This window comes from Halonotius sp. F2-221B (assembly GCF_046719765.1).
Lineage (GTDB): Archaea > Halobacteriota > Halobacteria > Halobacteriales > Haloferacaceae > Halonotius.
Map to the genome: position 1 here is coordinate 15,371 of NZ_JABEBY010000001.1, position 17,751 is coordinate 33,121.

17 protein-coding genes are annotated in these 17,751 nt (G+C 63.7%); 13 read left to right on the top strand and 4 right to left on the bottom strand.

Annotation, left to right across the window (positions count from 1 at the left end; genetic code table 11):
- Positions 1 to 103: 103 nt before the first annotated feature.
- From HKK80_RS00095 to HKK80_RS00115, 5 genes are all read left to right on the top strand, one after another.
- Positions 104 to 1,054, top strand: a complete 951-nt coding sequence (locus HKK80_RS00095; RefSeq protein ID WP_411797580.1) for an ATP-binding cassette domain-containing protein — start codon at positions 104 to 106, stop codon at positions 1,052 to 1,054.
- On the top strand, positions 1,051 to 3,018 hold the full coding sequence (locus HKK80_RS00100) for a PrsW family intramembrane metalloprotease (protein ID WP_411797581.1): 1,968 nt from the start codon (positions 1,051 to 1,053) through the stop codon (positions 3,016 to 3,018). The genes HKK80_RS00095 and HKK80_RS00100 overlap by 4 nt, the downstream gene beginning before the upstream one ends.
- Positions 3,011 to 4,108 (top strand): ABC transporter permease, encoded by a 1,098-nt coding sequence (locus HKK80_RS00105; RefSeq protein WP_411797582.1) that lies wholly within the window; start codon positions 3,011 to 3,013, stop codon positions 4,106 to 4,108. Before HKK80_RS00100 ends, HKK80_RS00105 begins: the two co-directional genes overlap by 8 nt.
- Before the next feature lie 83 nt (positions 4,109 to 4,191).
- Positions 4,192 to 4,428, top strand: coding sequence for a hypothetical protein (locus HKK80_RS00110; protein WP_411797583.1), 237 nt, complete (start codon positions 4,192 to 4,194; stop codon positions 4,426 to 4,428).
- 22 nt (positions 4,429 to 4,450) lie between these two features.
- Complete coding sequence (locus HKK80_RS00115; protein ID WP_411797584.1) at positions 4,451 to 4,711, top strand: MTH865 family protein; 261 nt, start codon at positions 4,451 to 4,453, stop codon at positions 4,709 to 4,711.
- An 18-nt stretch (positions 4,712 to 4,729) separates the two neighbouring features.
- Here HKK80_RS00115 and HKK80_RS00120 read toward each other — a convergent pair whose 3' ends face one another.
- From HKK80_RS00120 to HKK80_RS00130, 3 genes are read right to left on the bottom strand one after another with little or no spacing between them, the layout of a single operon-like run.
- Positions 4,730 to 4,942 carry a hypothetical protein gene (locus HKK80_RS00120; RefSeq protein WP_411797585.1) on the bottom strand — a complete coding sequence of 71 codons (213 nt, stop codon included), beginning with the start codon at positions 4,940 to 4,942 and terminating at the stop codon, positions 4,730 to 4,732.
- 1 nt (position 4,943) lies between these two features.
- Entirely contained in the window at positions 4,944 to 5,945 is a 1,002-nt protein-coding gene (locus tag HKK80_RS00125) for a cytochrome d ubiquinol oxidase subunit II (protein ID WP_411797586.1), read from the bottom strand.
- On the bottom strand, positions 5,938 to 7,374 hold the full coding sequence (locus HKK80_RS00130; protein ID WP_411797781.1) for a cytochrome ubiquinol oxidase subunit I: 1,437 nt from the start codon (positions 7,372 to 7,374) through the stop codon (positions 5,938 to 5,940). Before HKK80_RS00130 ends, HKK80_RS00125 begins: the two co-directional genes overlap by 8 nt.
- 225 nt (positions 7,375 to 7,599) lie before the next feature.
- On the opposite strand from HKK80_RS00130, the gene HKK80_RS00135 reads away from it, so the two are divergent.
- Positions 7,600 to 7,779 carry a hypothetical protein gene (locus tag HKK80_RS00135; RefSeq protein ID WP_411797587.1) on the top strand — a complete coding sequence of 60 codons (180 nt, stop codon included), beginning with the start codon at positions 7,600 to 7,602 and terminating at the stop codon, positions 7,777 to 7,779.
- Positions 7,780 to 7,790: 11 nt separating this feature from the next.
- Here HKK80_RS00135 and HKK80_RS00140 read toward each other — a convergent pair whose 3' ends face one another.
- Positions 7,791 to 8,036, bottom strand: a complete 246-nt coding sequence (locus HKK80_RS00140) for a YhbY family RNA-binding protein (RefSeq protein ID WP_411797588.1) — start codon at positions 8,034 to 8,036, stop codon at positions 7,791 to 7,793.
- A 227-nt stretch (positions 8,037 to 8,263) separates the two neighbouring features.
- Between HKK80_RS00140 and HKK80_RS00145 the strand changes: the two genes are divergently transcribed.
- The 7 genes from HKK80_RS00145 (at position 8,264) to HKK80_RS00175 (ending at position 17,678) form a co-directional block, all read left to right on the top strand.
- Complete coding sequence (locus HKK80_RS00145) at positions 8,264 to 9,436, top strand: tubulin/FtsZ family protein (RefSeq protein ID WP_411797589.1); 1,173 nt, start codon at positions 8,264 to 8,266, stop codon at positions 9,434 to 9,436.
- Between the two features lie 36 nt (positions 9,437 to 9,472).
- Positions 9,473 to 11,095, top strand: a complete 1,623-nt coding sequence (locus tag HKK80_RS00150) for a cell division protein FtsZ (protein ID WP_411797590.1) — start codon at positions 9,473 to 9,475, stop codon at positions 11,093 to 11,095.
- Between the two features lie 131 nt (positions 11,096 to 11,226).
- The gene (gene aroA / locus HKK80_RS00155; RefSeq protein WP_411797591.1) at positions 11,227 to 12,564 is read left to right on the top strand and encodes a 3-phosphoshikimate 1-carboxyvinyltransferase; all 1,338 of its coding nucleotides are present in this window, start codon (positions 11,227 to 11,229) and stop codon (positions 12,562 to 12,564) included.
- Positions 12,565 to 12,606: 42 nt separating this feature from the next.
- On the top strand, positions 12,607 to 13,221 hold the full coding sequence (locus HKK80_RS00160; protein ID WP_411797592.1) for a hypothetical protein: 615 nt from the start codon (positions 12,607 to 12,609) through the stop codon (positions 13,219 to 13,221).
- A gap of 54 nt (positions 13,222 to 13,275) precedes the next feature.
- Positions 13,276 to 14,463, top strand: coding sequence for a chorismate synthase (gene aroC, locus HKK80_RS00165; protein WP_411797593.1), 1,188 nt, complete (start codon positions 13,276 to 13,278; stop codon positions 14,461 to 14,463).
- Between the two features lie 375 nt (positions 14,464 to 14,838).
- Positions 14,839 to 16,737 carry a 2-oxoacid:acceptor oxidoreductase subunit alpha gene (locus HKK80_RS00170; RefSeq protein ID WP_411797594.1) on the top strand — a complete coding sequence of 633 codons (1,899 nt, stop codon included), beginning with the start codon at positions 14,839 to 14,841 and terminating at the stop codon, positions 16,735 to 16,737.
- A 2-nt stretch (positions 16,738 to 16,739) separates the two neighbouring features.
- A complete protein-coding gene (locus HKK80_RS00175) occupies positions 16,740 to 17,678 on the top strand; it encodes a thiamine pyrophosphate-dependent enzyme (protein WP_411797595.1) in 939 nt (312 codons plus the stop codon).
- The last annotated feature ends 73 nt before the right edge of the window (positions 17,679 to 17,751 follow it).

Genomic DNA, 17,751 nt, shown 5'->3' on the forward strand with positions numbered 1-17,751 from the left:
GCAGCAGCTCTTCACAAGCAGTGATCGGACGCAACGATCTCGGTAGTATTATGGCTGATACTCAAGGCCGTGTGTTTTTGTGCGCCGCGGTATCACGGAGGGTATGATCGAGGTGTCGGGGCTGCGGAAGACGTACGGCGATTTCGCCGCCGTCGTCGGCAGCGAGTTCGAGATCGACCGCGGGGAGATCTTCGGCATCGTTGGCCCCAACGGCGCGGGCAAGACGACGACGCTGAAGATGCTGGCTGGCCTCATCGAACCAACCGCGGGCACCGCGACCGTCGCGGGCTACGACGCCGGCGACCCCGAAATGCGACACCAACTCGGCTTTCTCCCGGAGGAATCGCCGCTCTACGAGGATATGACCGCCCGCTCGTATCTCCGATTTTTTGCCGACCTCTACGATGTCCCGCGCGATGTTGCGAGCGACCGGATCAAATCAACGCTCGACCGGCTTGAGCTCGACTACCGCGACCGCCGCCTCGGTGACGTGTCGAAGGGAATGAAACGCAAGGTCGCTATCGCCCGCTCGCTGGTCAACGACCCCGACGTGCTCATCTACGACGAACCCGCAAGCGGGCTCGACCCGCTGACGACGAACTCGGTACTCGATTTTACTGAGGAACTCCGCGAGGAGGACAAAACCGTGGTCTTCAGCGCGCACAACCTCTATCACGTCGAAAGCGTCTGCGATCGGGTCGTCATCATGAACGAGGGGCGGATCATCGCCCGCGGTTCGGTGAGCGAGATCCGCGAGACGTACGGCGAGACGAGCTACCACGTCTACAGCGATATCAGCCTCCCCGAAACCGAGCCGACCGCCGACGGCCGGCATCGCGCTGTCGTCGACACAATGGCCGAGGTCGAGGAGATACAGGCGGCCGCGACGGCGGCGGGCGGCAGCGTGACCGATATCCGCACCAACGAGGCGAGTCTGGAGTCGATCTTTCTGGAGCTTACCGGCCAACAGATGGCGAGTCCCCGCACGGCCGGCGACACCGATCCAACCGACCGGGCAGTGGCCGACCGTTCTGCGGCGGAGGACTCACCGTGACGCGGATCGACCGCCTTCGAGCCCGCCTGGCGACCGTCGGTCGCCGCCTGCGCCGGATCGGACGGATCGCCCGCTGGGAGATCGGCCAGTCGACGAGCAGTTACAACCGTCGCACCCTCGCTGTCGTGGCTGTGCTCGTCGTGGTCGTCGGCAGCGTCGGGGCGTCGGCTGTCGCCCTCGGCGTCGCCTCCCCGGCCCCGAACACCGACATCTACCGGGTCGGTGTCGCTGCCGACAGCTCGTACAACGCGGTCATCGAGGACAACGCCGCGCTGACCGCGCGGCAACCGTCGCGGAGCGCGTTGGCGACCGGCGAGATCGACCTGCTGGTCGGCGGGGTGCGACAGCCGACGGCTGGCCCGGGGCCGCGATCGCCGACCCTCCTCGTCGAAGCCGCCGACGGCGAGAAGGGTGCGGCCGCGCTGACCGCGTTTCGCTCGGCGGTGCAATCCTACAACGACCGGGCGATGGCGTTGGAGCCCAATCAAACCGCAGCCTACCCGGTGATCGTCGAGCTACAGTATCTTCCCCAATCGACGCTCGGCCCGGCTGCACCAACGGATGCCGGCAACCTGACCGACGGTGATGGTGCCGACGGCGATGCTGGCGGTGACGACAACGATACTGGTACCACCGACATTGACGCCAATGAAACAACAGGTGACGGCGAGAGTGGCGGAACCGACGACAGCGGTGACAACATCATAGGCACCGATGGGAGTGACACCGACGAGGGTGACACAGACGCGCCGCCGGTTGCCGATGGTGGCGGCGGCCCGCTGCTCGACCGCGCGCTGTTCGGCGGCGGAACCAGTGGCTCGCCGGCGGAGATCCAGCCACCCTTCCCGTTTGGCTCGTTGCTGCTGGCGTTTCTGTTCCTCGTGCCGATGAACTTCGTGATCCAATCCTACGGGAGCAGCGTCCTCAACGAGCGGATCAGCCGCCGGGGTGAGCTTCTGTTGGTCGCGCCCGTCGAGCGGCTGGATATCGTTGCCGGCAAAACCCTGCCGTATGCGGCCATCGCGGTCGCCGTCACGGCGGTCATCGCCGCGGCGGTCGGTGGGGGGCTGCTGTCGGTGGCTGCGGTCGTCCCGATCGCGCTGACGTTCCTGGCGGCGACGTTCCTCGGGGCGATGTTCGCCCGATCGTTCAAGGAGTTGACGTTCGTGACGATCACGATCACCGTCTTTCTCACGAGCTATGTGTTTATCCCCTCGATCTTCACGAACGTGACGCCGATCGCGCTGATCTCGCCGCTGACACTCGTCGTCATGGAGCTCCAGGGTGAGGCCGTCAGCCTCGGGAGCTATCTGTTTTCGACCGGCCCGTTCTATACGAGTGCTGCCGTGTTGTTCCTGCTTGGAACGGGCGTCTACCGTGAGGAGGATATGTTCTCCCAAAAGCCGGTGCCGCTGAAGTTCCTTGACGCGCTTGATGCGCGACTGAGTGGGGTTCGATCGGTCGGCGTGTTGACCGCGCTGTTTTTGCCCTTCGTGTTTATTGCCGAGTTGTTGGCGATCGCTGTGCTGTTTGTGTTGCCGATCGAGGTATCGATCCCGCTGTTGCTCGTGGTGATCGCCGCCGTCGAGGAGGTTGCCAAAAGCATCCACATCTTCGCTGGCTTCGAAAGCGACCGGTTCGACCGCTCGGTGTCGACCGCCCTCCTGCTCGGGGCGGCCTCCGGGGTCGGCTTCTTTGTCGCCGAGAAGTTCACCGCCGTTGCCCAGCTGGTCGGGCTGCCCGACTTACAGCTCGGGCAGGCAGCCCTCCAGCCGGCCGGCATCGGCATCGCGCCGTCGACAACGCTGCTGCTGTTGGCCGGGCCGTTGGTGTTGCACACGGTGACCGCCGGGGTGAGTGCCCTCGGCGCGCGGACGCGGCTCCGGTGGTATCTGGTCTCCTTGGTCGCCGCGACGGCGATCCACGCGGCGTACAATCTCGGGGTGGTGACGCTCTATGGCTGATCGAGATCTGTGGGATCGCTGGCACGCCGTCGCCGACCGGTTCAGTGATCCACGACTCACCATCGCCGGCCGGGAGCTCCGGGTGTTGGGCCGGGAGAAAACGATCATCCTCGCGGTGGTCATCCAGCTGTTTGTCGCCGCATTCGCCGGGTTTCTGGTTGTTGGGCTGGTCTCGTTGTACGATCCCGGCAGCGTCGATGGCTACCAGATCGACGCCGCCGTGACCGGCGATGCGACCAACGAGATGCTGGCGGCGATCGACGACCGGCCGGCGATCGACGGCACGCGGTACGCAACGACCAGCGACGCCTACGCCGACTTCCAGGATGGGACGGTAAATGCGGTGTTTCAGACAACCAGGGTCGACGACCGTATTCAGGTGGTGATGACAGCCCCGGATGGAAGCATCGAGACGACACTCGTTGTCTCGGAGGGCCAGGAGGCCTTACGCGCCTTGGAGCGAAATCTTCGCGCCGAGCGGGCTGACTCGTTGTCGAATCCACCGCTACCGCTGCCGCCTGACACCGGCGGCAACCCGTACTACGATTTCACCTACACGATCCTGCTGCCGCTGTTGCTCTTCCTGCCGGTGTTTATCAGCGGGTCGATCACCGTCGACTCGCTGACCGCCGAACGCGAGCAGGGCACCCTCGAACTGCTGCGTGTCGCCCCGGTGACGATGGTGGATATCGTCGACGGCAAGTCAGCGGCGATGATCGCTATCGCCCCGATACAGGCGGTGGCGTGGATGGGACTGCTCTCACTGAACGGCGTGGCCGTCGCCAACATCGGCTGGCTGGTCGCGCTTGTGGCCGCGGTGACGGCGATCGTTGTCGCGCTTTCGGTGGCCGTCTCGCTGCTGGCTCCTGATCGGCGATCCGCACAGCTGCTGTTTTCGGTCGGGATATTGCTGTTTTTCGCCGGCGCGACGCTGTTGCCCGGTGGCCCGGCCAACACCGCGGCGCGACTGGCGATCGATAGCGCGACGCTGTCGACGCGGCTTGTCGTCCTCATCTACGGGGGTGTCGGCGTCGCGGCCGTCGGTGCTGTCCGTCGGCTGGCGACCCGAATCGATCCGAACCGTCTGTGAGCGGGGTGGAGGCGTGACTCCCGGTGTCACGGGCGGGTTTCGACAACCGATTCTATTAGTGGATGCGGGTTGTAGCCCCCGATATGGACGCTGACGCACTGCTTCGCCCATTCGCGTTGTTGATGGAGTACCGGATGTACCTGCTTGCGGTAAGTGGCTTTCTCATCGCCGGTGCGGCCGTGACCTACGGGCTGCGAACGGAGGATACGGTGATGGCCCTCGGCGCGCTGCTGTTCCTGCCGAACGCGCTCGTCCTGTTGGGAGTTGGCCTCCGCGAACGGGGCTGGTTCGACGAGTCCTCATCTATCACCCCGGAATAAGATCAGTACCACCCGTGTCCCCATGACACCCCCTGAGGCGGAGATTCGCCGGCAACTCACCGAGGTCTTTGGAGCCGCCGAGTATCCGGTAACCGATCCCTTCGAGCTGATTCCGGTGTTACCGGATGGTGCGGCAACGACCTTCGAGGCCGGCGATGTGACGATCGGCGCGATGGAACTCGGGATGGAGTACGCCGACTATCAGGAGTATCCCTACGAGAGCGTTGAAGCGCTGGTCGATGATCTCATGGCCGGCCTTCGTGCCGAGGATGTGTTTGCGTGAGGAATGTCGCCGGCGACCTTACTCCGCGTTGAGTCGCTGCTGGATCAGCTGATCCACATTATACAGCAGCACGGCAACGGTCACCAGCGTCGTCGCAAAATAGATGATCAGCTCCGGGGGTCCGGAAACAGCCCCGCCGAGTGCGGTGCCGCCAAACCCAACAATGACCAGTTCGACCCAGGTCACAAAGATCCGGGAGGCCAGCAGTGTCGACGAGTTCGCCTCACCCACGTCAGTAGGCCTCCTCCGGGGTGATCGGCCCACTGAACGCCGTGTACAACACGACAAAGTAGACGACGACCAGCGGCAACAACAGCCCCGCTCCGATCGTCATCAGATTCAGCGGGAGCGTCGAGACGATGGTATCGCTGACGGTCGCGCCGGTCGCCGGATCGATCGCCGGATACATGATCCGGGCGACGACGGTGATCAGCCCGTAGGTCATCACGCCCGCGATGGCGAGGGCGATGAGGTTCTGGTTCCGCCGCAGTGCGAGGATGTAGCCCGCCGCCAACACGATGGAGGCAACGACCAGGGCGACGATCAGCGGATCCAACAGCGTCGTGATTCCCTCGGGGAGCCGGATTGCCAACACGGCAAGCGTGGCAACCACGGCCAGCAGGTAGCCGACAACGGCGATCTGTCCGTAGGTCGACACTTCTGGCGGCAGGTCGTGTTGAGCCTTCAGCCGGAGGAATGCCGCGCCCGAAACAACCGTCAGCAGCGTTAGCGTCACCCCAACAACGAGACCGATCAGCGAGATCGAGCCCTCATTGCCGACAAGCCAGTTGCCCGCGAAGACACCGAGGAAAAACGGCGCGAGGACGCTGCCGGCGACGAAGGCGACACTCCAGGCGCGTTGCCAGAGATCGTCGTGTCGCTGTTCGTACATTTCGGGGGCGAGTCCACGGATGATGAGCGCGCCCAGGATGGCGAACATCAGCAGGTAATGGCGGCTGAACAGCCCGGCGTAGGCCGCCGGAAACGCCGCAAACAGCGCGCCACCGAAGACGACGAGCCAGACCTCGTTGCCGTCCCAAAACGGGCCGACAGCGGCGAGAACCGCCTCCCGCTGGCGATCGGTATCGACGAGCCCGTAGATCGCGCCGGCCCCGAAATCGAAGCCATCGAGGAACAGAAACGTCGCTAACAGGGCGAACATGAGGCCGAACCAGACCTCCGGCAGCGGCAGGCCAAACAGCGGCCCTGCCGACAGCCCCTCGACGCTAATCATCGTCGGCAACCCCCGCGGCAGGTGAGCCCGGCGTCGGCGTTGGCTCACGGTTCGTCCGCAGATCATCGCCGCCTGGCGGGCCGTTGCGGATGATCCGAGCGATCACGTAGGCGTAGAGACCAAGCAAGGCGGCATAGAGGCCGACAAAGCCGGCGAAGGTGAGCGTCGCCTCCGCGCCGGTGAGGCCGGGTGAGACGCCCTCGCTTGTCTTCATGATCCCTTGGATCACCCACGGCTGGCGGCCCACCTCGGTGACGACCCAGCCGAGTTCGACGGCGACGATCCCGAGTAAGGACGACCCCATCAACGCCTTATGCAGCAGGGCGTCCTCGAATAACTCGTCTTTGTACCACCGGTAGCCACCCCAGAAGGACAGCAGGATGAACCAAAAGCCCATCCCGACCATCGCCCGGAAGGCCCAGAAGACGATGGCGACGGGTGGCGACTCGGTGTCGAACTCGTTGAGGCCGGTTATTTCGGCTGTCGGATCACCCCCGCTGGCGAGCCACGACGCGCCGCCCGGTATCCCGATGCCGAACAACTCCTTGGCGCGCGGATCGGTGATCGAATCGAGGCTGGTCGGGAAGGCGACGATGTATTCGGGGACGTAGGAGTCAGTCTCCCAGACGGCCTCCATGGCGGCGAACTTCTGGGGCTGGGTTTCGGCGACGTGGCGGCCGTACATATCGCCGTGGAACGCCTGCAGCGGTGCGGTGATCAGCAACGCGATCAGCGCGATCTTCAGCGTTGTCTCCCAGAAGTTGATGTTCTCGTGTTCGAACCCCCAGACGTGGTGGCGCATCACGTAGTAGGCGGCGACGCCGGCCATAAACAGCGCGACCGACTCGATGGCCGCATTCTGCATGTGGACGTACATGTAGGTGAACCGGGGCGTGAAGTACGCCGCGATCGGATCGACCAGGTGGACGACCGTTTGGCCACCCTCAGAAGCGAGTTCGTAGCCACGCGGTGTCTGCATCCAGGAGTTGGCGATTAGAATCCAGACCGCCGACAGCCACGTTCCGAGGCCGACGGCGACACTGGAGATGAAGTAGAGTTTGTCGCCGACGCGGTCGCGGCCGAAGACAAAGATACCGAGGAACGTTGCCTCCAGCATGAACGCCATCATCCCTTCGACGGCGAGTGGGCCACCGAACAGCTCACCGGCGGCCGTCGAGAAGGCCGCGAAGTTCGTCCCGAACTCGAATTCGAGGACGATGCCGGTGACCGTCCCGACGACAAAGGAGATGGCGAAGATCTTGGTCCAAAAACGACGCAACTGTTCGTAGACGGGCTTACCAGTTCGGATATCCTTCCACGTGAAGTAGATGAGGAATGGGGCTAACCCCATGCTCATCACGGGGAAGATGATATGCACCATCGTGGTAAGGGCGAACTGGGCCCGACTGGCGATGACTGGATCCATGATGTCTGACCCCGGAGTCGAACTCCGATGTACGATTGCATCTTTAACACTCGATTAGTTAAGCGTGTCCCTCTTTCCACCGATTCTATCAGCAAAATACTGGTTTAATCGCCTAAAACGTCCGTTTGTGGCGGTTATCGTTTCACGAAACACAGTCTCGGTTCGACAGCCGCACCATCATTGTTCAAAAAAGACACGACTATATCCGCGGAACTCCTCGTCGCTTGTATGGAGACCCGTCACCTCGTGCTCTCGATTGTGGTGCTCGTTACCGGCGTGCTCCTCGTTCGCGGTGTGGTTGGGCTGCTCAACGGGGATATCGGCACCGTGATCCGACAGGCGGCGATCGGGGTTATCGTGTTCACCTTTGGTATCGCCCTCGTCTCACGCTGGGACGAGGTCGGCTGATCGATCCCGGCTCAGTGCAAGACGGCCGTGTTGCCACGGGTTTCGATCAGGTCGGCACCGACGGCGTCGGCCAACTCGGCGGCCAGCGTGTCGGTGTCGTCGCTCCCGCGGGCCGCGCGAAGAAACTTCACCTTCACCAGTCGTCGCTCCTGTAGCTGGTCGGCCAGCTCATCCGTAACGGATTCGATCCCGTGTTTGCCGACCCAGACCGTCACATCGAGATCGTGAGCTTGCTTCCGTAACTCGTCTGAAACCATTCTACGCCACCTACCGGCCCAGCAGGTTTCAAGGTTTAGATCGCCGGTATCCCTCGGCGCGGCGGGTGACGGCCGTGAGCTCCACAACCGAACGAGGGGCGTGTGTGATCTCCACAGCCTCCCCCGTACATATCGCCGAGTCTGACATAGGTTAATAAACCCAGAGTCCATTCGTCCTCCCAACGTATGGTCTCACTACCACGTCGTCGGCCCCAGAGGAGTCACCAATGAAACTCGCAACGATCGGTGTTGGCAACGCGGGCAGCAAGGTTATCGACCGGATGGTTGAGTTCGAGCAGGCGACCGGCCGGGATCTCTGCCGGCACACACTCGTTATCAACACGGCACGGACCGATCTGGCCAAGCCGAAACACGTCCCCGAGGATCGGCGGCTGCTGATCGGCGAGACACACAAGAAGGCCAAAGGCCACGGCGTCGGCGGCGACGCCGCGGTCGGCGCGGAGGTCGCTCAGACAGAGATCGATGAGATCCGCCGCATCTTCGACGATGTGGAGATCCACGAGGTGGATGCGATCCTCGTCGCCGCCGGGCTCGGCGGCGGGACGGGCAGCGGAGCCGCGCCGGTCGTCATCGAGGAACTCCAGAAGATGTACGACGAGCCGGTGTACGGCCTCGGGATGCTACCGGGCAAATACGAGGGTGGCCGGCCCGCGCTCAACGCGGCGCGGTCGCTGCAGTCGTTTGTCAACAAGGTAGACAACTTCATCGCCTTCGACAACGACGCCTGGCGGTCTCGCGGGCAAACCATCGAAGAGGGCTACGAGGAGATGAACCGGGAGCTGGCGACCCGAATCGTGACGCTGCTTGCGGCCGGCGAGGTCGACGAAAGCGAGGTCGGCGAGAACGCGATGGACTCCAGTGATATCATGCGCACGCTGGAGGTCGGCGGCGTTTCCTCGATCGGCTACGCCTCGACCGGCGTTGATACCCCCGATGACGGCCTGCTCTCACGGTTCAGCGAGGCGGAGGTCTCCGAGATGGAGTCAACCGACGCCGCGAAGATCAAGGGACTTGTCCGGCGGGCGGTCAACTCCCGGCTGACGGTGCCTTGTGATGTCGCCAGCGCCGACCGCGCGCTGATCATTTTCGCCGGCCCCTCGTCGGAGATCTCTCGCAAGGGTGTCGAATCCGCCCGCGATTGGCTCGAACAGGAGACCGAAACGGTCGACGTGCTCGCCGGCGATGATCCACGACCGAACTCGGAGACGCTGGCGGCGGCTGTGCTGTTGTCGAACGTGACAGAAACCCCTCGGATCAAGGAGATTCAGGATCAAGCTGTCGACGCACAGAACACGATCGAACAGCAGGAGGCCGTCCGCGAGGAGGAGATCGAGTCGCTGATCACCGACGACAACAATGACCTGGATCCGATCGTATAATCACACTCGCCACGCCGGGGTGACGGAGGGCATCCGATGAAGCTCGCGCTGTTCGGCGTCGGCAACGCCGGCACGCGGCTCCTCGATCAGCTGATTCTCGCGGAGGACACAACGGGTCGCAACTTCACCGACGGCCATGTGTTGGCGTTCAACACGGCCCCGGCGGCCTTCGAGGCGGCCACGGCGATCCCCGAGGATCGACAGGTGTTGATCGGTGACACACACCCCGAGGTCACCCATGAGCTCGTTTCCTTCGATCCGGACGATGACACCACCGCCGAGCCCGACACACCGACCGATGCGGACTCCGCCGGTGTCGACGGTGATCCGAATCTCGGCGCCACCGTCGCCAGCGACGAACTCCCGGAGATTCGGCGATCGCTAGATCTCGTCGACGACACCGAGGTTGACGCGGCGGTCGTCATCGCTGGCCTCGGCGGCGGCACCGGCGCGGGTGCCAGTAGCGTCCTGCTTGAGGAGCTTCAGTCGGTCTATGAGATCCCGATCTACGTGCTGGGTGTGTTACCGGCCGCCTCGGAGTCCGATCGGCGGGCGCTCACCGCCGCCCGTGCCGTCCGAACGCTTGTCCCGTTGGCTGATGCGGTGCTTCCGGTCGACAACGAGGCCTGGCGGCGGAACATCGACCCACTTGACGACCAGTACGAAACGATCAACGAGGATATTGCAACCCGGTTTGTGTCGCTGTTTGCGGCCGGTGAGGCCGATCCAGCGTCGGTCTCGGAGATGCGGATCGATCCGGCCGACGTGCGGCGCACGCTTGGCGTCGGCGGGCTGGCCACAATCGGCTATGCAACGGTCGACCTTGATACGGAAAACCGGGGGTTCCTCTATCGGTTGAAGCGGCTTCTCGGGCTCGTTGACGAGGAGCCATCGGGGCCGACGGATGCGGCGACAATCAAGCAGCTTGTCGGTCGCGCGCTCGGCTCGAAGCTGACGCTTCCCTGTGAGATCACCTCCGCCGATCGCGTGTTGTTGATTCTTTCGGGGCCGCCGTCGGCCATCTCCCGGAAAGGGTTTGAAACCGGGCGGTATCTCCTTGAGGATGAAACCGGGACGGTCGAGGTGCTTGCCGGCGACGAGCCGGTGCCCGACGCCGACACGATCACCGCGACCGTGTTGCTCTCGAATGTGACCGACGTGCCGCGGCTGTCGACGATTCAACAGCGGGCCGTCGACGCGCTGTCGGCCTTTGATGATGAATCCCCGGCTACGTCGACCGGCGAGACCGGCTTCGAGTTCGATGCTGAGACGGATGACAGCACCGAGACGACCGCTCACGCCGCCGATAGCGATGACGAGACGGCCGATAACGATGACGAGACGGCCGATGACACAACGGGCGAGGCGACAGAGGGTGACGAAGCAACTGGTGCGACGACAGCTGATGGTGCGACAGCTGACGATGTGACCGACGATGCCACGACAGCCGAAACGGACACCGCCGTCGACGACGATGCCGCATCCACCAGCGACACCGCAACCAACGGCGACGGCGTTGGCGACGATGTGGCGGACACTGACCACACGAGTGATGGCGACCCAGAAACACAGGCTGAAGACAACTCGGAGGCAGACGACACGGATGCAGACGACGAGCCACTGATTCCTGATGCTGAGACATCCGACGGCTCGGCCTGACAGCGCGGCCAGTCGACGCAGCGACCGCTCGCCGCGCCACGAAAGACGGAGAGTAGAGCCACACCGGGCAACGGCCCACCTTTCGAGAGCGGCTCCGGTAGGCTGATACCCCCGTGGTCGTATGGGCCGGTATGGAAGTTCACCTCTCGCCGTCGACCGTTTCGGGGACGGCGCGTGCCCCACCTTCGAAGAGCTACACCCACCGGGCGATCCTGGCGGCCGGCTACAGTGATGAGGCGACCATCTACGACGCCCTCGACAGTGCCGATCCGCGGGCGACCCAACGGGCAGTCACCGCCTTCGGCGGCGATGTCACAACGGTCGGCGACGACGGTGCCTTGCGGATCACGGGCTTTGACGGGACGCCCTATGTCCCGGACGATGTCATCGACTGCGGCAACAGCGGAACGACGATGCGGCTGGTCACCGCGACCGCCGCCCTCGCCGATGGGCTCACCGTGTTGACGGGCGATGACTCCCTTCGCTCGCGGCCACAGGGGCCGCTGTTGGCCGCCCTCTCAGATTTGGATGCCTGCGCCGAGAGCACCCGCAACAACGGGCAGGCCCCGCTTGTCGTCGGCGACTCGCTTGACGGCGGGACGGTCGCCATCCCGGGCGACATCTCCTCGCAGTATATCTCGGCGTTGCTCATGGCCGGGGCGGTCACCGACGAGGGGATCGAACTTGAGCTCACGACAGATCTCAAATCCGCGCCGTACGTCGATATCACCCTAGAGGTGCTCGACGACTTCGGCGTCACGGCCGAACCGGTCGGCACCAACGGCGAGGACGGTGTCCGCTCGGCTGGGGCGGACGGGTTCGTCGTCGAGGGCGGCCAGGAGTACGCGCCGGCCGGCGGCGAATACCACGTTCCCGGCGACTTCTCCTCGATGTCCTACCTGCTGGCTGCGGGGGCAGTCGCCGCAGCCGACGGCCGGTCGGTCGTCGTCGAGGGGGCTCGGCCGAGCGCGCAGGGCGACAGCGCGATCGTCGAGGTGCTTGATCGGATGGGTGCCGACATCTCGTGGGACAAAGCCGCAGGCGAGATCACCGTCTCGCGGTCGTCGTTGTCGGGGACGACCGTCGACGTTGGCAACACGCCGGATTTGTTGCCGACGATCGCCGTGCTTGGGGCGGTTGCCGACGGCGACACCGTTATCGAAAACTGCGAACACGTTCGCTACAAGGAGACCGATCGCGTGAGCGCGATGGCGACGGAGCTCGAAACGCTCGGCGCGTCAGTCACCGAGGAGCAGGCGACGCTGACGATTCACGGCGACGACTCCGAACTCGCCGGCGCGACCGTCCAAGGGTATCACGATCACCGTGTGATCATGTCGCTGGCGGTTGCCGGCCTTGTTGCCGACGGCGACACAACGGTGACCGGTGCCGACCACGTTGCCGTCTCGTTCCCCAACTTTTTCGATGTGTTGTCGGAGCTGGGTGCCGCCATCGATCGCTCCGAGTAGTCGCCCCAGCACGCTTTTGTCATCGCTCGCGCTGTAGCCGATATGGATCCGGCCGGTGGACTGACGCTGCTGACCGCAGGGGGTGCGGGGCTTCCGGAGCCCGCGGAGCTTGTTGCTGTTGGTGATCTTGTGGTACGCGTCATTGCTGCCATCAGTTATCTGTCGGTAACGCTGTTCGTCGGCGCAATGCTGGTCTCCAACGCCGGCGAGCGAACCCGCGCGGTCGGCGAGGCGGTTCGACAGCAGCCGATCGAAACCGGGGGGTTCGGTGTTGGAACGGTCATCATCTGCGTGGCCGGCTATCTCCTCGTGGGTGTTACTGCTGCGGGGCTCGCCGAGCTTGGCGCGCCCGCCCAGGTCGGGATCCTCGTGTTGCTCCCGCTGGTTGTCGGCGTGATCGGCCTTGTCATTGCGACCGCGCTTGGACAGCTCGTCGTCGGCATTATCCTCTTGGCTCGGTTCAGCGAGGACGGCCGACCGAATCTCTGGGGGGCACTCATCGTTGGGACGGCTGTCGTGGGGGTAGCGGCGATCCTCCCGGCCGGCAACCTGGTTGGGGTCGCCGCAACCGTGCTGGCGATCGGTGGCGTCGCCCGTCCAGCATGGCGCGCCACCCGCGGCCGCCGTTCGACCCTCCGGGAGCGGCTGTTGGAGTGAGCACGCTGCCGACGTACTGCAAGGTTCAAATGCGCCGGGGCCTAGAGGCCGATAATGAACGGCAATCGGTTCGGTCGGCTCTTTCAGGTGACGACCTACGGCGAGAGCCACGGGACGGCGATGGGCGTGACGATCAGCGGCTGTCCGGCCGGGGTTGACCTCGACACTGAGGCGGTGCAGGCGGAGCTCGACCGCCGCAAGCCCGGCCAGTCGATGATCACGACCTCCCGCGGTGAGCCCGACGACGTGACGATCAACTCCGGGCTGCAGGACGGCTACACAACCGGCACACCGATCGGGATGGTCATCGAGAACAAGGACGCCCGCTCGGGGAAGTACGAACCCTTTATTACCGCACCGCGACCCTCACACGGCGACTACACCTACTCCGCAAAATTCGGGACGCGGAACTGGGGTGGCGGCGGGCGCTCCTCGGCCCGCGAAACGGTCAACTGGGTTGCCGCCGGCGCGGTCGCCAAACAGGTACTTGAGCAGAGTGAGTACGACGTACAGGTCAAAGCGCACGTCAACCAGGTCGGCGACATCGAGGCACCCCCGGTCAGCTTCGAGGAGATGCTCGAACACACCGAGAACAACGAGGTGCGGTGTGCCCACCCCGAGACGGCCGAGGAGATGCGGGATGCGATCGACGAATACCAGCAGGAAGGCGACTCGATCGGCGGCTCGGTGTACTTCGAGTGTCGCGGCGTTCCGCGTGGACTCGGCGCGCCACGATTTGACTCCTTCCCGTCGCGGCTCGGGCGGGCGATGTTTGCGATCCCGGCGACGACGGCCTTCCAGTTCGGCAAGGGGCGTGACGCCCGAACGATGCGCGGCAGCGAGCGCAACGAGGACTGGGAATTTGATGACGGCGACCACCCCGAAACCGTCAGCGAGGAGGGCGATCCCGTTCCCGTCGGCAACGATCACGGCGGCCTTCAGGGTGGGATCACGACCGGTGAACCCATCTACGGCGAGGCGACCTGGCACGCGCCGACGAGTATCCCGAAAGAACAGACCACGGCCGACTGGGAGACCGGCGAGCGCAAGGATGTCCAGGTCGTCGGCCGCCACGACCCGGTGTTGATGCCGCGGGCCGTGCCGGTTGTCGAGGCGATGCTGAACCTGACGATTCTGGACTTCATGCTTTTGGATGGCCGGCTCAACCCCGATCGGCTTGATGATCAACCGGGCGAGTACGACACCGACTACCATCCACGTAGCCCGGACAACATAGAGTAGTTGACGGCGACCACACCTCTTTTTCGTTGTTGTCGGGAAAATATATCATACTGTTGACTACATTTCGATCGCCGTTGAGCCATCCAGGCGTGAGCGGCACACCGCCTCCTCGCACCCCATTGGTTCAGCGAGGGACAGCTGTGAGTGCCGACCGGCGAGACGCGCGTGATTGTGATCGCCGGACAACCGGTTTTTGCTTCCGAACACAACCCTGGTTGGAGATTGTGGAATACGCCGAAAACAGCTCGCTCATGAACGAATATCCACAATTATAGGTTCTTAATGATCTTTCCTTGCTAATGCATAGCAAACTCTTTTACCCGGGGCTAGCATTCTCTTCATACTAGTGGCCCAGTGGGGCCGTGACAGCAACCTATGACTGATAACGAATTCATCTGGCGAATTGCCGGCGGCTCCGGAGACGGGATCGCCTCAACGAGTCAGAACTTTGCCAAAGCGTTGATGCGTTCGGGCTTGGACGTATTCACACACCGACACTATCCCTCGCGGATCCGTGGTGGCCACACCTACACCGAGGTACGTGCCGCAGCGGAACCGGTCAAATCCCGTGGCGACGGCTATAATTTCCTGCTGGCGCTGGGCGATTCGTTCGCTCGCAACCCACAGGAGGATGCCTACTACGGCAACGAGGAGATCAAACCGCTCACGGAGAATCTTGATGAGCTTCGAGAGGGCGGCGTCATCGTCTACGACTCGGGGCTGCTCGATGCGAGCGAGATCGACGACTTCGACGCCCGTGTCGAGGAAAACAACTGGCACGTCTACGACATCGATCTCCGGAACATGGCTCGGGATGTCGGCCGTGAGGTCATGCGCAACACCGCCGGCGTCGGCGTGACCTGCGCGCTGGCCGGCATCGACCTCCACTGGATCGAGGAGCTCATGTCGGATGCGATGCCCGACAAGATCCTCGAACCAAACCTCGAGATCCTCAACAAGGCCCACGACATGGTCATCGAGGAGTACGATGTCGACGCCAACGATGTGACGGTGCCGGAGGGCAGCCACGACGAGGAGCAGGTGCTCATGTCGGGCTCCGACGCCATCGCCTACGGCTCCCTCGATGAGGGCTGTCGGTTCATCGCGGGCTACCCGATGACGCCGTGGACCGAGGTCTTCACCATCATGTGCCAAAACCTCCCGGAGGTCGGCGGGATCTCCGAGCAGGTCGAAGATGAGATCGCGGCGGCCGCCCTCGCGGTCGGGGCGAGCCACGCCGGCGCGAAGGCGATGTCCGGCTCCTCCGGCGGCGGCTTCGCGCTGATGAGCGAACCGCTTGGCCTTGCCGAGATGACCGAAACGCCGGTCGTCCTCATCGAGGCGATGCGGGCCGGTCCATCGACCGGGATGCCGACGAAACCCGAACAGGCGGATCTCGAACACGTGCTGTACACCTCACAGGGTGACTCCCAGCGCGTTGTCTTCGCACCCGGAACTGTCGAAGAGGCCTACACGCAGACGCGGCGGGCCTTCCAGATCGCCTACGAGTACCAGATCCCGGCGATCGTCCTCTACGATCAGAAGCTCGGCGGCGAGCTCGTCAGCCTCCCGGCCTCCCACTTCGATGAGGAGCCCAACCCCTCGCTTGGCTCGACGCTGACCGAGGCCGAGCTCGAAGAGGCACCCCACGACGACAGCGGGAAGTACAGCCGCTTCCAGCATGATGTCGAAGACGGCGTCAGCCCGCGGTCGATCCCCGGTCAGAAGGGTGGTCGCTTCCTTGCGACAGGCAACGAACACACCCCTGAGGGGCATATCGCCGAAACGCCGTCGAACCGTGTCGCCCAGATGGATCGGCGAACCGAGAAGCTCGAAGCCATCGCGGCCGATCTGGTCGCCCAAGACGAGAGCCACCAGACCCACTACGGGCCCGAGGAGGCCACCTACGGCCTGATGACCTTCGGCAGCCAGCAGGGCACCGTCGAGGAGGCCGTCGATATGCTCAACGACCAGGGGTATTCGGTGAAGGCCCTCGGCGTCTCCGATATGGCCCCCTACCCGGTCGAAGAGGTCAGCGAGTTCATCGAGAGCGTCGACGAGGTGCTCGTCGTCGAGATGAACGCCTCCGCGCAGTTCCGCGGCCTCACCCAGAAGGAACTCGGCAAGTACGGCGAGAAACTGTCGAGTCTCCTCAAGTACAACGGCAACCCCTTCGAGCCCCTCGACATCGTTGACGGGTTCGAGACAACGATCATCGAGGGTGGCGAACTCTCCGCCCCCGAGACCAAATTCGTTCCAGCAGCAGGTGATTAACCATGAGTGCATTCTCAGCCATCGGTGACGGACAGCCAACTGATCAAGACGACTACACGCCGGAACTCGAACCGCAGGCCACGTGGTGTCCCGGCTGCGGTGACTTCGGTGTCCTCAAGGCACTGAAGGGTGCCGCCGAGGAGCTTGGCAAATCCCCCGAGGAGATGCTGCTGTGTACCGGAATCGGCTGCTCGGGGAAGCTCAACAGCTACTTCGACAGCTACGGATTCCACACCATCCACGGTCGCTCGCTGCCGGTTGCGCGGGCGGCCAAACTCGCAAACCCTGGCGTCGAAGTGATCGCCGCCGGCGGCGACGGTGACGGCTACGGGATCGGCGGGAACCACTTCATGCACACCGCCCGCGAGAACCACGATATGACCTACATCGTGTTCAACAACGAGATCTTCGGCCTCACGAAGGGCCAGACCTCGCCGACGAGCCCGAAGGGTCACAAATCGAAAACCCAGCCCTCCGGCAGCGCGAAGGAGCCGCTTCGCCCGCTCAGCCTTGCGCTGAACGCCGGCGCGTCCTACGTTGCCCGCACCGCCGCGGTCAACCCCAACCAGGCCAAGGAGATCCTCGTCGAAGCGATGGAACACGATGGGTTCGCCCACGTCGATTTCCTCACGCAGTGTCCGACATGGAACAAGGACGCCAAGCAGTACGTCCCCTACATCGATGTCAACGACTCCGACGACTACGAGTTCGACAAAACCGATCGGCGTGAGGCCGCCGACATGATGGCCGAAACCGAGAACGCCCTCCACGAGGGGAAGGTGCTCACCGGTCGGTACTACGTCGACAACGATCGGATCTCCTACACCGAAGAGAAACAGGCGATCGGCGAGATGCCCGAGGAGCCGCTGGCCGAGCGGTACTTCGATGACTCCTACGAGTGGGAGCGTTCCGCCGACCTATTCCTCGACAAACACAAGTAAACTGTCACGGCGGCGTTTACGCAGTCCAAATCGCTTTTTCGGTTCGCAAGGTATTTTTTCATCGAAACGAAAC